We start from the raw sequence: 12800 nt of genomic DNA, 5'->3' as shown, positions 1-12800 counted from the left end.
CTCCTAAAAGTTATTTGCGTCAGCTGCTTTAAGCTTAGCGTCTTCATATGACACCATGCCTTGGTTCACTAACTCTTTAAGGTTTTGATCAAGGGTTTGCATGCCATGTGCCATACCGGTTTGAATTACCGAGTACATTTGCGCCACTTTATCTTCTCGAATCAAGTTACGAATGGCTGGTATACCAATCATAATTTCATGGGCTGCAACACGGCCGCCACCTAGTTTTTTAAGCAGGGTTTGCGCAATTACCGCACGTAATGATTCAGACAGCATTGAACGAACCATGTCTTTTTCAGCCGCTGGGAATACATCAATCACACGGTCAATGGTTTTAGCGGCTGAGGTAGTGTGTAGGGTGCCAAATACTAAGTGACCGGTTTCGGCCGCGGTAAGCGCTAAGCGAATGGTTTCCAAATCACGTAATTCACCCACCAGAATAATATCGGGATCTTCACGCAGCGCCGAACGTAAGGCGTTGTTAAAGCTGTGCGTATCACGGTGAACTTCACGCTGGTTAATCAAACAGTTTTTGTTTTTGTGTACAAATTCGATAGGGTCTTCAATCGTCAAAATATGCTCGTGGCGTTGCTCATTCACATAATCAATCATCGCCGCCAAGGTCGTTGATTTACCCGAACCAGTAGGGCCGGTGACCAAAACTAAACCACGAGGGTGATCTGCAATTTGGCGAAAGATAGCAGGCGCGCCCAATTGGTCTAGATTCAATACTTCCGAGGGAATGGTACGAAACACTGCTGCTGCACCGCGGCTTTGTTGAAAAGCATTTACCCTGAAGCGAGCAACACTTGGCACTTCAAACGAGAAATCGATCTCTAAGTTTTCTTCGTACTCTTTACGCTGCTTGTCGTTCATAATGTCATAAATCAAGCTGTGTACTTGTTTATGCTCTAATGCTGGCATATTAATTTTACGCACTTCGCCATCAACTCGAATCATTGGTGGTAATTCAGCAGATAGGTGTAGATCCGACGCGTTATGTTTTACACTAAAGGCCAGTAATTCAGTAACATCCATTTAATTGTTTCCTCAATGTGAGACTATGAGCAGTATTACCCAAGCACTTCAATTTGTTAACCACGAAATTCAGCAAGCGTTAGCTCAAGCACATCGCCCCAGTGATGCTGTTGATTTATTAGCCGTTAGTAAAACCAAGCCTTTGAGTGACATTGCTGCCGCTTATCAAGCCGGCCAGCGCAAGTTTGGCGAGAACTACGTGCAAGAAGGCGTGGACAAAATAAACCTTAGCCAGCAACAAGCGTGGCTAAACGATCCCATTGAATGGCATTTTATTGGTCCCTTACAATCCAATAAAACCCGCTTGGTCGCAGAACATTTCGATTGGATGCAAACACTAGATCGCGCCAAAATCGCCGACCGCCTAGCTGCTCAACGCCCTAGCAACATGGCACCGCTACAAATATGTATTCAAGTTAATATTAGCGGAGAGCAAGCCAAATCAGGAGTGAGCCTAGAAGATGTTAATCATTTGGCTGCACACATATCGCAACAGCCACAGCTGTGTTTGCGCGGCTTAATGGCCATTCCACAAAATTTGAATCAAGGCCAAGAGCTTGCGCAACAATTTGCCGCAATGGCCCAAAAATATGCTGAATTGCAAAGCCAGTATGCTAGTGTCGATACCCTTTCCATGGGGATGAGCGGCGATATGCAGCTAGCCATCAATAACGGCAGCACCATGGTGCGGGTCGGCAGTGCTATCTTTGGCCAACGAAGCTAACTTTTACGAATAAAGGAATACAACATGACAGCTCGAATTGCGTTTATTGGTGGCGGTAACATGGCCAGCAGTTTAATTGGCGGCCTAATTGCCAACGGCGCAGATGCTGGCGACATTACCGCTAGCGATCCCAATGTTGAACAACAGCAAAAGCTTCAGCAGCAGTTTTCTGTAAATGTTACCGGTGATAATGGCCAAGCCATAAACCAAAGTGATGTTATTGTGTTAGCGGTTAAACCGCAGCTTATGGCAGTTGTTTGTCAGGCCATCGCCGACTTAGGTATAGACCTAAGCAGTAAGCTATTTGTATCAATTGCCGCTGGTATTAGCGTACAACGCTTAAAAGGTTTGTTAGGTGAGCAAGTAGCCGTTGTTCGCACCATGCCTAATACTCCCGCTTTAGTTGGCCGCGGCATGACCGGTTTATACGCCCCTGGCGACGTAAGTGCTGAGCAAATCGCCGCAGCAGAACAGCTAATGCAAGCGGTAGGCGAAACCTGCTGGGTGAAACAAGAAGACGACATTAACCACATTATTGCTGCTGCAGGTAGTGCACCTGCCTATTTCTTCATGTTTATGGAAGCTATGCAACAGCATGCTGAGCAACTTGGCTTTAGCCCAGAGCAAGCCAGAACCATAGTGCAACAATCAGCCTTAGGCAGTGCCGAACTGGTTGCAGCAAACCCAGACCTTGATTTAGCGACACTTCGGGCCAATGTTACTTCTAAAGGTGGTACCACTGCCGAGGCGGTTCGAATTTTTGAAGAACAAGGTTTACGAGAAGTGGTTGCCAACGCCATGAACGCTGCGGTAGAACGCGGTCGTGAAATGGAAAGTTTGTTTTAATTTAATCAGAGGATCCTATGCAAGCGTCTAGTTACTTAATTGAAGTTGTATTCAACCTCTACTTAATGGTGGTGTTGTTACGTGTATGGCTGCAATTGGCTCGTGCCGATTTCTACAACCCACTCAGCCAATTTGTGGTTAAAGTTACTAACCCTGTGGTAGTGCCATTGCGTCGAATCATTCCCGGTTTTGCCGGAGTAGATTGGGCAGCAGTATTTTTAGCCTTAGTGATCTCTTTTGCTAAATGGGCGATTTTGATGCAACTTCGTGGTGGATTTGAAATCACTGCGGTAGCCATTCTAGCGTTATTCAGCACCTTAAAAGAAGCCGGTATGCTGCTATTCTGGGTATTATTACTGCGCGCTATTTTAAGCTGGGTAAGCCAAGGTAGAAGCCCGGTTGAATATGTATTAGGCCAGTTAACCGAACCGCTACTGTCGCCAATTCGCCGAATTCTTCCATCGATTGGTGGTTTAGATTTATCAGTATTAGTGTTGTTTATTGGGCTTAACTTTCTTAACTTGCTGATTGCTGGTTGGGTACCGTTTTGGAGCTCTTTATAATTGGCCAGCCCGGTTAGTTATGATGACGTAAGCCTGCTTTTGCAGGTTTACGTGCAACCCAAGGCCAGCCGAGATGCCATTGTAGGTTTACATGGCGAAGAGTTAAAAATTGCCATTACCGCCCCACCCATTGATGGTAAAGCTAATCAGCACCTCGCCAAGTATTTGGCCAAGCAATGCAAAGTCGCTAAGTCTCAAGTGAGCATTATACGGGGCGAACTAGGGAGACATAAAACGGTGAGCGTAAGCAATCCCACTATTATTCCCGAGATAATTGCCAAGTTGATGTAACTTTTGTTAGCTACATTCTTTCTATACTAAAACCATATTTGTTTAAAAGGTTGCCATTATGAGTAAGTTTTTATTAATAAGCTTAATCTCAAGTTTGATGTTGTTTACCCTGCCTAGCCGCGCGGAACAAAAGGCAGTATTGGGTGATTACGAAGTCCATTACGTGGCATTTAATTCGACTTTTATTCCCGCAGAAGTCGCCAAAGTATATGGCCTGCAACGCAGCCGCTATAACGGCCTAATCAACATTACGGTATTGGATGGTAAATCGGCCGATAAAAAGCCAGTCGCCGTAAAAATATCAGGCACAGCGCGCAACTTAATTGGCAATCAAACCAATCTAGAATTTAAAGAAATTCGCGAAGGTGAATCGGTGTATTACATCGCCGAATTGCGCCACAGTAATGAAGAAACCTTTCGCTTTAAAGTGATTGTAGATGATGGGAAACGCCAGCAAACCCTCGAGTTTCAGCAAAAGTTTTACGTTGACTAAACGTTTGTCTGGCTAGGTTTCGCCCTAAGGTTATCATTAGGGCGAATGGTTTTAAGCCCCAATCTCCATTCTTCAAGCATCACTACTTTATAGGAACCTTCATGCAAAAAGTTGTACTGGCCACCGGTAACCCCGGCAAAGTTGCCGAGCTCTCTGAGCTACTCAAACCACTGCAAAAACAGATTATTGCCCAAAGTGAATTTGCAGTTGAAGACGCAGACGAAACCGGCACTACCTTTGTAGAAAATGCCATCATCAAAGCCCGTCATGCAGCCAAAATCACTGGCCTTGCAGCCATTGCTGATGACTCAGGGTTAGCCGTAGATTATCTAAATGGTGCGCCAGGCTTGTACTCTTCTCGCTATGCAGGCGCGAGTGCAAACGACCACGATAATGTGCTTAAACTGCTTGAAGCATTGAAAGACGTGCCTGGCGACCAACGCGGCGCTGAGTTTCATTGTGTATTGGTGTATCTACGCCATGCTGAAGACCCTGCCCCGCTAATTTGTCATGGCAAATGGCGTGGCACAATTACCACAGATATTCATGGTGCTGGCGGGTTTGGCTATGACCCTGTGTTTTGGGTTGAGCAACACCAAGCGACTTCTGCGCAAATTAGTAAAGCAGATAAAAATGCCTTAAGCCATCGCGGCAAGGCATTACGCCAGTTGCTTACGCAAATGGAAATAGAAGCATGCTAAGCCCTGCGCTAAGTTTGTATGTGCACGTGCCTTGGTGCGTGCAAAAATGCCCCTATTGCGATTTTAATTCCCACGGCTTAAAGCAAAACCTGCCCGAGAAAGAGTACATTCAAGCCTTGCTGGCTGATTTAGACCAAGATTTACAACGCTTCCCTGCCATGCAAGGGCGAGAATTACACAGTATTTTTATTGGCGGTGGCACTCCTAGTTTGCTTTCCGCTCAAGCAATTAGTGATTTACTTAATGGTGTAAAGCAGCGCTTAGTGCTCAGCCCTAACACTGAAGTCACCATGGAAGCTAACCCTGGCACCGCAGAAGCCGATCGTTTTGCTGGCTATTTTCAAGCTGGCGTCAATCGCTTATCAATTGGTGTACAAAGTTTTCAGCAACAACACTTAGACAAACTAGGCCGCATCCATAACGGTGATGAAGCGATTCGTGCCTTTGAGTTTGCCCAGCAAGCGGGCTTTAAACGGATTAACCTAGATTTAATGCATGGCTTACCTAATCAAACGCTTGAGCAAGCCATGCAAGACCTACAGCAAGCTTTTGCCCTTGGCCCAAGCCATTTGTCTTGGTATCAACTTACCATTGAAGCCAACACCGCTTTTGCTTCACGCCCGCCTAAGTTGCCTAATGAAGATTTACTCTGGGATATTTATGAACAAGGCCACCTGCAATTACAGCAAGCGGGTTTTAATCAATACGAAGTATCGGCGTATTGCCGCGATGACGACCGCTCGCAACACAACCTCAATTACTGGCGCTTTGGCGATTACCTCGGCATAGGCTGTGGCGCTCATGGCAAACTAAGCGACTTAACTGGCCAGCGTTTACTTAGAACCGAAAAAGTAAAACACCCTAAAGGCTACCTGGAACAAGACCGCGATTTTTTGTTTAAGCAATGGGCAGTGGAGCCTAGCGACTTAGCCTTTGAGTACTTTTTAAATCGTTTACGTTTGTTTGAAGATATTCCTAAGGCCGAATTTGAAAACCTAACGGGCTTAGGGCTGGATACGCTTGAATCTTCAATAAGCGATGCCAAGCAGCAAAGCTTATTGGAAGAAAATGAGCACTATTGGATAGTGACAAAAAAAGGCCGTTTATTTCTAAACGACCTTCTCAATTGCTTTACCGATTAAGGATTAGCTTAGGCTTCTCTAGCGAAGATTAAGTCCCATACTCCGTGGCCTAAACGGTGGCCGCGGTTTTCAAACTTGGTTAATGGGCGCCATTCTGGGCGTGGCACGTAATCATTGGTTTCTGAGGTGTTTTTATAACCTGGAGCCGCTTGCATCACTTCCAACATATGCTCTGCATAGTTTTCCCAATCGGTCGCCATGTGGAACACACCGCCAACTTTTAGCTTTTTGCGCAGCACTTCTACAAACTCTAATTGCACAATACGGCGTTTATGATGGCGAGATTTATGCCACGGATCTGGGAAGAACAATTGCACAGTATCGAGGCTGTTATCAGCAATACTATCATTCAATATTTCTACGGCGTCGTGTTCAAATACACGCAGATTTTTAATCTCAGCGTCAATGGCGTCGGCCATACAAGCGCCTACGCCAGGGCGGTGCACTTCAATGCCAATAAAGTTGGTGTCTGGTGCGTTTTTAGCCATTTCAACTAACGATGCGCCCATACCAAAGCCAATTTCTAGTACCGTTTTAGCGTTGCGACCAAATACTGCTTCAAGCGAATAGTTGCTTGCCTGATGATCCAAGCCTAATGTAGGCCAAAACTCGCTTAGCGCATTCTCTTGGCGTTTGGTTAAACGGCCTTCGCGTTTAACAAAGCTACGAATCTTACGTAAACGTTTGTCTTCTACTTGCTCTTGAGGTGCCTCAGGAGTTGGATTTTGGTCTTGCTCGCTCATGATATTTCCAGACTAGATATTACAGTGACATTCTAAATGTAGAACAGGGCTGGCATTATCCAAAGATCTCGCAGTTGTGCAAGCTTTGCACGCGCGGGTCCTTAAGATTTTCCTAGCGTTGTTCAGGTAATTTACCCGCCAAGCGCGTGACTAAGGCCTGCTGAACAAGCGGGTCTACCGGCTTAACGACCCGCTCTCTGCTAGCGGGATAATTAGTGACACAATTGCCGTTTACCCAATCGTGCTTAGGCCGAATAGGCCGCGCAGTAAAACCACCGCCGCAATTGGGGCAAACATTATCTAAGTGGGTCTCCACGCATTCCACACAAAAAGTGCACTCAAAAGAGCAAATCATTGCGTTGCTAGCATCGGCAGGTAATGGTACTTCACAACACTCACAGCACGGACGTAATTCCAGCATAGTCACTCCTATTCGTTATTGAGTATCTATAATAGAACAAGAAACGGCTTTATAAACATATTGGATAAAACACTATTGATGGCAAGTTTTAGGCAACAGCAATTTGGCTTCACCCTGATTGAACTAGTGATGGTGATTGTGATTCTTGCCATTATTGCGGTGGTGGCAGTGCCTAAACTTATCAACCTGAAAACCGATGGCAAAGCTGCAGTACTCAACACCATCGGCGGCTCTATGCAAGAAGGCCTGAGACTGGTTTACACTGAGGCAGCACTGGAAAATAAAGCCACTGGTAATCAGCAAATCAACTACCTTGGCACGCCTTTACCGATTTACAATGGTCATCCTGCCGTCGAGGGAACAGACAGCTTTGAAGAGCTGAATCGACAAGTACAGGCTTGGCTCAGCATCAACTCTGTAGCACTAACCACCATTACCGCTAACAACGATGCTGCCCCCTTTTTTATAGATAAATCCACCGCGTTTAATCATATCTATATTTTCTTTTCTGAAGACTTAGCAAGTAAGAGTGTGTTCTTTAATTGTCATGTGCTTTATACCAATCAAGAAAATGGTAGCGGACCTAGCGTAACGGTAAAAACCAGTGATTGTTAAAGCAAACCGCAGCTTCATCATCCCACTGATATCTATTACACTAAGCTTGAATACATTAAAGGACACATCATGAAATCAAAGCCAACAGCGCGCTTGTTTAAAGAACAGCAATTTCATGGTGGCGACGACCCACTTTATCTCGGTAACGGACACAGTTTTAAGCAAGCAGAACACATGGCCACCGTGGTTTACCAACCCGCTCATTTAAACCACAACGCACCACAAGGCATGCAGGGTAAAGGCCGATTAGACGGCACTTGGATTTATAGCGAAGAGCCAGATAAAGCCGAAGGTATTCTGGATAGCGGCATTGAACTGGTGATGGACTCAAGCTTAGAAGCAAACGCTAGCATCGGACTACATCAGCATACACACACCGAAGAACTGTATTACCTGCTGAGTGGCGAACTTCAGATCACTGTAGTCGACGGGGAGCAACAGCAAACCCAGCACTTAAAGGCTGGTGACTCACACTGCATTCACCCAGGCCAAAGCCATTTTGTGCAAGCCGGTGAAGATGGTGCTCGCTTTATTGTTGTTGCCGCTAAAGTCAGCGCCTAGAGCATATTGCTGTGTTAAAAAACCCGCTAAACAACACCATTAATACCGCGGCAATAATTGGCAGTAACTGGGGTATGGTGCATGTTGATGCACTCAAACAACGTGGCCTAAAAGTCGTTAGCCTTGTCGATTTGGATCTGGCAAAAGCTCAGCGAGTTGCCCAGCAACACAATATTGCACATGCCTGCAACCACATTCAGCACGTACCCGCTGTAGACTTGGTGCTAATTGCCACACCAGCGCTAAGCCACCAACAGGTTATTCAACACTTTAAAGACAGTGCGATTATTTGTGAAAAACCACTACTGGGTTTAAGCCAAGTAGATAACAACTTTACTTGGCCGCAGCGGCTTTGGGTGAATTATGCCTTTAGCCAACTAGCCAGCGCTAAACAGCTTGATTCATTGCTTAGTGGCTATTCTCAGCCAGCCCATGTGCGCTTGAACTCACAGGTTAACCTGCCCCTCAACTTTACCTTAGAGCAGTGGTTTTTAGAAACCACTAGCCATCCTTTATCTTGGCTATTACACCGTTTTGGTAAACCTTCTCAACAGAAAAAAACAGTGGACGGCCAAAGGCTGAAATTACAACTGCAAGCTGGTAAACACCTCATCGATGTGGATTTTAGCTTAGGTGGACCTGCTGGCATTTTTCATCAAATAGACATCACTATTGGTCAGGATAGCTTATCGCTGAACGGTGAATATGTGCCGGGTAAACCTTGGCGGTTTTCGCCGATAATGCTGAATCAACAAACGCAAAACCAAGGTGAATATAGCCCACAAGACTGCTGGATTGAGGCTAATCAACGCTCCAGCCAAAAGATGATTGACCAATTTAGGGGTAACATCTCTCACGCCGATTTTATTGAGCACGGGGGATTTGATGCCAGCAAAGCACTGTGGTTAGAACAAGCCTTATTCGGTGACAAGTAGCCACACAAAGATAGCGGTTGTTAATTAGCGTAAAGCACGTAAAAATAGAATCACTTTTCTTGATTTGGGCAATCGTTAAAAAATGAAACTCGATAGTAAAGACAAGTTAATACTCGATTTGCTGCAACGAGACGTGAGTATTGCGCTCAACGAGATTGCCGAGCGTGTAGGCTTATCGGCCACACCTTGCTGGCGCCGCGTGCAAAAACTAGAGCAAGCTGGGTTTATTCGCCATAAAGTGGCTCTACTCGACAGAAACAAGCTCAATCTAGGTGTCACGGTGTTTGTTAGTGTTCGCACTTCGCAGCACGATCCCTCTTGGTTAGCGCAGTTTAACCAAGCGGTACAAGACATTCCTGAAATCATTGAAGCCCATCGCATGAGTGGCAGCATCGACTATTTGCTTCAAGTCGTAGTGCCCAGCATTAACGACTACGACAAAGTGTATAAACAACTGATTGAGCGTTTAGCCTTTACCGATGTCAGCTCTGCCTTTTCAATGGAAGTCATGAAATCCACCACTTCTTTGCCCACACATTATTTAAGCTAGCCCGACGTTATGAGTAATACAATTCAAGCATTTCCCACTCGAGTGGTGGACTGGTACCACCGCGCTGGCCGTAAACATCTGCCTTGGCAACAAGACAAAACACCTTACAAAGTGTGGCTGTCGGAAATTATGTTGCAGCAAACCCAAGTGGCTACGGTAATACCTTATTTCGAACGCTTTATGCAGCGCTTTCCTAATGTCACTCACTTAGCAGCAGCAGATACTGATGAAGTGCTGCACCTTTGGACAGGCTTAGGTTATTACGCTCGCGCCCGTAACCTACATAAAGCAGCCAAAGTGATTGCCGACCAATACCAGGGGCAGTTTCCAGAAGACATTGAGCAAGTCATAGCGCTGCCAGGTATTGGCCGCTCTACCGCGGGTGCGGTGTTGTCACTTTCTCTTGGTCAGCACCACGCCATACTCGATGGTAATGTAAAGCGGGTATTAGCCCGTCATCAGGCCATCGCTGGCTGGCCCGGTAAAAAGCCCGTAGAAAACCAACTTTGGGAACTTGCCGAAGCAAACACTCCTGCTCAGCAAACCACTGCTTACAACCAAGCAATGATGGATTTAGGCGCGATGATTTGTACTCGCTCAAAACCCAAATGCGAGCTTTGCCCTGTGGCAGAAGACTGTGTGGCACTAGCCACTCAGCGCCAAGGCGACTTTCCAGGGAAAAAACCTAAAAAGGTACTGCCAGAAAAGCCAGTGCAAATGTTAATACTGCACTGGCAACATGAATACTTGCTGTTTCAACGCCCCATGCAGGGTTTATGGGGCGGTTTGTACTGCTTTCCAGAAATAGCGCTAGAAGACAGCATTAGTCAATGGTTAGAGGCACAGCAATTAAGTGCCGATGCGATTTACGAGCTAGAACCACTTCGCCACACCTTTAGCCACTACCATTTGGATATTCAGCCAGCATTGGTTGAGCTAAGTGAAGCGCCGCCACTACAAGTCATGGCAGACAATCAACAACTTTGGTATAACATGCAAAACCCGCCAAAAGTTGGCTTAGCAGCCGTAACCGAAAAGCTGCTAAAAATAGCGCAACACGCACTTTAAATTTAAGCCTGCAGTACAACACAGCAGCGCATGTAATAAGGGATAATTATGGCTAGAACAGTATTTTGCCAACGTTTAAAGAAAGAAGCCGATGGCTTAGATTTCCAACTGATTCCTGGTGACGTCGGTAAGCGCGTGTTTGATAACATCAGCAAAGAAGCGTGGACTGAGTGGCAAAAGAAACAAACCATGTTCATTAACGAAAAAAAGCTCAACTTGATGAATCAAGACGATCGTGAGTTGCTTCAGGCTGAAATGGTGAAATACTTATTTGAAGACGGCGAAGTAGACATTGAAGGCTACACCCCGCCAAGCAAATAGCCCATGCTAATTCCGCATTAAAAAACAGAGCTTTGGCTCTGTTTTTTAAAATAGATTACCTGCTATTAGGCGGCACTTGAAAATAAGCACTTTTTGCTGCTTGATAAGCATTCAAATCAACATCTTTCCCCTGGTAAGTCATTCGAATTTGAGTCGGGTCGCTTACTGTGACCGCAAACGGCGCTTGCCCTTGCCACTGCTGATAGACTCCCTCTTTTAGAGTAGCATCCACTAAGGTGTGTTTTTCACTGTCTACAATGCGTATTTTTACCTCGCCATCTACCCTTACACTGATTGACGCAGGGCGGTAATAGTGACGCGGGTAATCATGTGGATACCAATAGTCCCACGGGTCGTCTAGCCAATAAATAGGTGGCGGTAGCACAATGATCGGCGGCAATATTTCTTCAGGTGGAATCACCTCTTCAGGCGGCGGAGCAATCGGAAGTTCGACTTCAGGGTCATCTATTTCGGGCAATACCTCCGCCACAGGTAAATCTGGTTCGGGGGCTGGCAATGGTTCAGGTTCAGGAAAGTCCGGCTCGGGGAAATCCATTTCCATCTCCATGTCCATATCAAACTCATCTTCAGCTGCTAGCTGAGTATTGCCAGCTAAACACATTAGGCTAAATAAGGTAAGCACTGTTAATCGACTTTGCATAACTCGCTCTTCGGCAAATAAACTGTTTTGAGCTTAGTCGCTGCCGAGGCGGAGAAGCAAGCTAAAATCGCCCTCTGCCACTATTTGCTAATGAGCTTATCAATGCGTTTCTGCTAAGCTAGTTTTTTTATTCGGGGTAAACGCCGTGGCTTGGCAAATATTAAGTATTGTTGCTCCACTTGTAATTATTGTGATGCTAGGACTGCTTTACGGGCGTAAACATCGCCCCGACATTAGTGCTGCAAATCGCATGAATATGGAAATATTCTGCCCTGCATTAATCTTTTCGGTATTGGCGAACACTCAACTTGAACTAAGCGATTACAGTGAATTACTGCTGGCATCCATTTGGGTGGTATTAGGTTCAGGGCTTATTTTATGGCCGCTAATCAAAATTTTTAAACTTAAAGCGCGCACCTTTCTACCACCAATGATGTTCAACAATGCCGGTAACCTTGGACTACCGCTGATTATTTTGGCCTTTGGTGAAGCCGCCATGCCCATTGCAGTGATCCTGTTTGTGGTAGAAATGGTATTGCACTTCTCGGTGGGGCTGTATTTTATCGACTCCCAAGCCAAGCTGCTTTCTACCCTAAAAATTCCGGTGATTATTGCTGCTATAGCAGGCCTCATTTGGGGCGGTTTAGAATTATCTTTACCCGCCATCATTGCTACTCCAATCGATCTGCTCGGTCAAATATCAGTACCACTTATGTTGTTTACCCTAGGTGTGAGATTGATTGACGTGGATTTAAAAGACTGGAAAATTGGCTTATTAGGCGCTGTAGCTTGCCCGCTTAGTGGCTTGATATGTGCGGGTATTGCCATAATGATATTACCGCTAACACCGCTACAGCAGTCTTGTTTGATTTTGTTTTCTGCGCTGCCACCAGCAGTACTCAACTTTATTGTTGCTGAGCAATATCAGGTAGAGCCACAACGCGTGGCCTCTATTGTGATGTTAGGAAACATCGCCAGCCTGTTTTTTATTCCCTTAACATTATTCTGGGTATTACCTGCAGCTTAAGCCAATGCTTAGTCTTCTAAAACTCCCTTGCCATTTAAACAAAGCACAATCCTCATTTAGTAATGCCGTTTAATTTAACTATATTTATCTATACAAACTC

General features: G+C 45.6%; 18 protein-coding genes. 14 read left to right on the top strand and 4 right to left on the bottom strand.

Annotated features, from left to right (window positions below):
- Window positions 1–3: 3 nt before the first annotated feature.
- The gene (locus Q4592_RS09775) at window positions 4–1038 is read right to left on the bottom strand and encodes a type IV pilus twitching motility protein PilT (protein ID WP_137674185.1); all 1035 of its coding nucleotides are present in this window, start codon (window positions 1036–1038) and stop codon (window positions 4–6) included.
- A gap of 25 nt (window positions 1039–1063) precedes the next feature.
- Between Q4592_RS09775 and Q4592_RS09770 the strand changes: the two genes are divergently transcribed.
- The 7 genes from Q4592_RS09770 to hemW all read left to right on the top strand — a co-directional run bounded on the left by Q4592_RS09770 (window position 1064) and on the right by hemW (window position 5798).
- A complete protein-coding gene (locus tag Q4592_RS09770) occupies window positions 1064–1762 on the top strand; it encodes a YggS family pyridoxal phosphate-dependent enzyme (RefSeq protein ID WP_303512332.1) in 699 nt (232 codons plus the stop codon).
- A 24-nt stretch (window positions 1763–1786) separates the two neighbouring features.
- A complete protein-coding gene (gene proC / locus Q4592_RS09765; RefSeq protein WP_303512329.1) occupies window positions 1787–2608 on the top strand; it encodes a pyrroline-5-carboxylate reductase in 822 nt (273 codons plus the stop codon).
- Window positions 2609–2625: 17 nt separating this feature from the next.
- Window positions 2626–3171: a YggT family protein gene (locus Q4592_RS09760; protein ID WP_303512327.1), complete on the top strand. Its 546-nt coding sequence runs from the start codon at window positions 2626–2628 to the stop codon at window positions 3169–3171.
- Window positions 3172–3462 carry a DUF167 family protein YggU gene (gene yggU, locus Q4592_RS09755; RefSeq protein WP_303512326.1) on the top strand — a complete coding sequence of 97 codons (291 nt, stop codon included), beginning with the start codon at window positions 3172–3174 and terminating at the stop codon, window positions 3460–3462.
- Between the two features lie 58 nt (window positions 3463–3520).
- The gene (locus tag Q4592_RS09750) at window positions 3521–3955 is read left to right on the top strand and encodes a DUF4426 domain-containing protein (RefSeq protein WP_303512324.1); all 435 of its coding nucleotides are present in this window, start codon (window positions 3521–3523) and stop codon (window positions 3953–3955) included.
- Between the two features lie 101 nt (window positions 3956–4056).
- The gene (gene rdgB / locus Q4592_RS09745; protein ID WP_303512321.1) at window positions 4057–4656 is read left to right on the top strand and encodes an RdgB/HAM1 family non-canonical purine NTP pyrophosphatase; all 600 of its coding nucleotides are present in this window, start codon (window positions 4057–4059) and stop codon (window positions 4654–4656) included.
- Window positions 4650–5798, top strand: a complete 1149-nt coding sequence (hemW, locus tag Q4592_RS09740) for a radical SAM family heme chaperone HemW (RefSeq protein ID WP_303512319.1) — start codon at window positions 4650–4652, stop codon at window positions 5796–5798. The genes rdgB and hemW overlap by 7 nt, the downstream gene beginning before the upstream one ends.
- A gap of 8 nt (window positions 5799–5806) precedes the next feature.
- Here the strand turns inward: hemW and trmB are convergent, their stop codons facing one another.
- Both trmB and Q4592_RS09730 read right to left on the bottom strand, forming a co-directional pair.
- The gene (gene trmB / locus Q4592_RS09735) at window positions 5807–6541 is read right to left on the bottom strand and encodes a tRNA (guanosine(46)-N7)-methyltransferase TrmB (RefSeq protein WP_303512316.1); all 735 of its coding nucleotides are present in this window, start codon (window positions 6539–6541) and stop codon (window positions 5807–5809) included.
- Between the two features lie 112 nt (window positions 6542–6653).
- Complete coding sequence (locus Q4592_RS09730; RefSeq protein ID WP_303512314.1) at window positions 6654–6962, bottom strand: DUF1272 domain-containing protein; 309 nt, start codon at window positions 6960–6962, stop codon at window positions 6654–6656.
- A gap of 78 nt (window positions 6963–7040) precedes the next feature.
- On the opposite strand from Q4592_RS09730, the gene Q4592_RS09725 reads away from it, so the two are divergent.
- The 6 genes from Q4592_RS09725 to Q4592_RS09700 all read left to right on the top strand — a co-directional run bounded on the left by Q4592_RS09725 (window position 7041) and on the right by Q4592_RS09700 (window position 11012).
- Window positions 7041–7577, top strand: a complete 537-nt coding sequence (locus Q4592_RS09725; RefSeq protein WP_303512312.1) for a type II secretion system protein — start codon at window positions 7041–7043, stop codon at window positions 7575–7577.
- 69 nt (window positions 7578–7646) lie between these two features.
- Complete coding sequence (locus tag Q4592_RS09720) at window positions 7647–8138, top strand: cupin domain-containing protein (protein ID WP_303512310.1); 492 nt, start codon at window positions 7647–7649, stop codon at window positions 8136–8138.
- 11 nt (window positions 8139–8149) lie between these two features.
- Window positions 8150–9073, top strand: a complete 924-nt coding sequence (locus tag Q4592_RS09715) for a Gfo/Idh/MocA family oxidoreductase (RefSeq protein WP_303512308.1) — start codon at window positions 8150–8152, stop codon at window positions 9071–9073.
- Window positions 9074–9155: 82 nt separating this feature from the next.
- Entirely contained in the window at window positions 9156–9623 is a 468-nt protein-coding gene (locus Q4592_RS09710) for an Lrp/AsnC family transcriptional regulator (RefSeq protein ID WP_137674198.1), read from the top strand.
- 9 nt (window positions 9624–9632) lie between these two features.
- Window positions 9633–10691, top strand: coding sequence for an A/G-specific adenine glycosylase (gene mutY, locus Q4592_RS09705; RefSeq protein WP_303512307.1), 1059 nt, complete (start codon window positions 9633–9635; stop codon window positions 10689–10691).
- A 48-nt stretch (window positions 10692–10739) separates the two neighbouring features.
- Window positions 10740–11012: an oxidative damage protection protein gene (locus Q4592_RS09700; protein WP_137674200.1), complete on the top strand. Its 273-nt coding sequence runs from the start codon at window positions 10740–10742 to the stop codon at window positions 11010–11012.
- Between the two features lie 55 nt (window positions 11013–11067).
- On the opposite strand, the gene Q4592_RS09695 is transcribed toward Q4592_RS09700, so the two are convergent.
- Window positions 11068–11673: a DUF4115 domain-containing protein gene (locus tag Q4592_RS09695; RefSeq protein ID WP_303512302.1), complete on the bottom strand. Its 606-nt coding sequence runs from the start codon at window positions 11671–11673 to the stop codon at window positions 11068–11070.
- Window positions 11674–11818: 145 nt separating this feature from the next.
- Between Q4592_RS09695 and Q4592_RS09690 the strand changes: the two genes are divergently transcribed.
- Window positions 11819–12700: an AEC family transporter gene (locus tag Q4592_RS09690; RefSeq protein WP_303512299.1), complete on the top strand. Its 882-nt coding sequence runs from the start codon at window positions 11819–11821 to the stop codon at window positions 12698–12700.
- Window positions 12701–12800 lie beyond the last annotated feature (100 nt).

Source organism: Agarivorans sp. 1_MG-2023 (assembly GCF_030548385.1).
Classification (GTDB): domain Bacteria; phylum Pseudomonadota; class Gammaproteobacteria; order Enterobacterales; family Celerinatantimonadaceae; genus Agarivorans.
The sequence above is the reverse complement of the archived record's forward strand: the minus strand, read 5'-3'. Positions and strand labels throughout refer to the sequence as shown.

Bases quoted from the DNA above. Each gene is read 5' to 3' on its own strand.
- Q4592_RS09775 (WP_137674185.1), bottom strand. From the start codon at position 1,038: ATGGATGTTACTGAATTACTGGCCTTTAGTGTAAAACATAACGCGTCG.
- Q4592_RS09770 (WP_303512332.1), top strand. From the start codon at position 1,064: ATGAGCAGTATTACCCAAGCACTTCAATTTGTTAACCACGAAATTCAG.
- proC (WP_303512329.1), top strand. From the start codon at position 1,787: ATGACAGCTCGAATTGCGTTTATTGGTGGCGGTAACATGGCCAGCAGT.
- Q4592_RS09760 (WP_303512327.1), top strand. From the start codon at position 2,626: ATGCAAGCGTCTAGTTACTTAATTGAAGTTGTATTCAACCTCTACTTA.
- Q4592_RS09750 (WP_303512324.1), top strand. From the start codon at position 3,521: ATGAGTAAGTTTTTATTAATAAGCTTAATCTCAAGTTTGATGTTGTTT.
- rdgB (WP_303512321.1), top strand. From the start codon at position 4,057: ATGCAAAAAGTTGTACTGGCCACCGGTAACCCCGGCAAAGTTGCCGAG.
- hemW (WP_303512319.1), top strand. From the start codon at position 4,650: ATGCTAAGCCCTGCGCTAAGTTTGTATGTGCACGTGCCTTGGTGCGTG.
- trmB (WP_303512316.1), bottom strand. From the start codon at position 6,541: ATGAGCGAGCAAGACCAAAATCCAACTCCTGAGGCACCTCAAGAGCAA.
- Q4592_RS09730 (WP_303512314.1), bottom strand. From the start codon at position 6,962: ATGCTGGAATTACGTCCGTGCTGTGAGTGTTGTGAAGTACCATTACCT.
- Q4592_RS09725 (WP_303512312.1), top strand. From the start codon at position 7,041: ATGGCAAGTTTTAGGCAACAGCAATTTGGCTTCACCCTGATTGAACTA.
- Q4592_RS09720 (WP_303512310.1), top strand. From the start codon at position 7,647: ATGAAATCAAAGCCAACAGCGCGCTTGTTTAAAGAACAGCAATTTCAT.
- Q4592_RS09710 (WP_137674198.1), top strand. From the start codon at position 9,156: ATGAAACTCGATAGTAAAGACAAGTTAATACTCGATTTGCTGCAACGA.
- mutY (WP_303512307.1), top strand. From the start codon at position 9,633: ATGAGTAATACAATTCAAGCATTTCCCACTCGAGTGGTGGACTGGTAC.
- Q4592_RS09700 (WP_137674200.1), top strand. From the start codon at position 10,740: ATGGCTAGAACAGTATTTTGCCAACGTTTAAAGAAAGAAGCCGATGGC.
- Q4592_RS09695 (WP_303512302.1), bottom strand. From the start codon at position 11,673: ATGCAAAGTCGATTAACAGTGCTTACCTTATTTAGCCTAATGTGTTTA.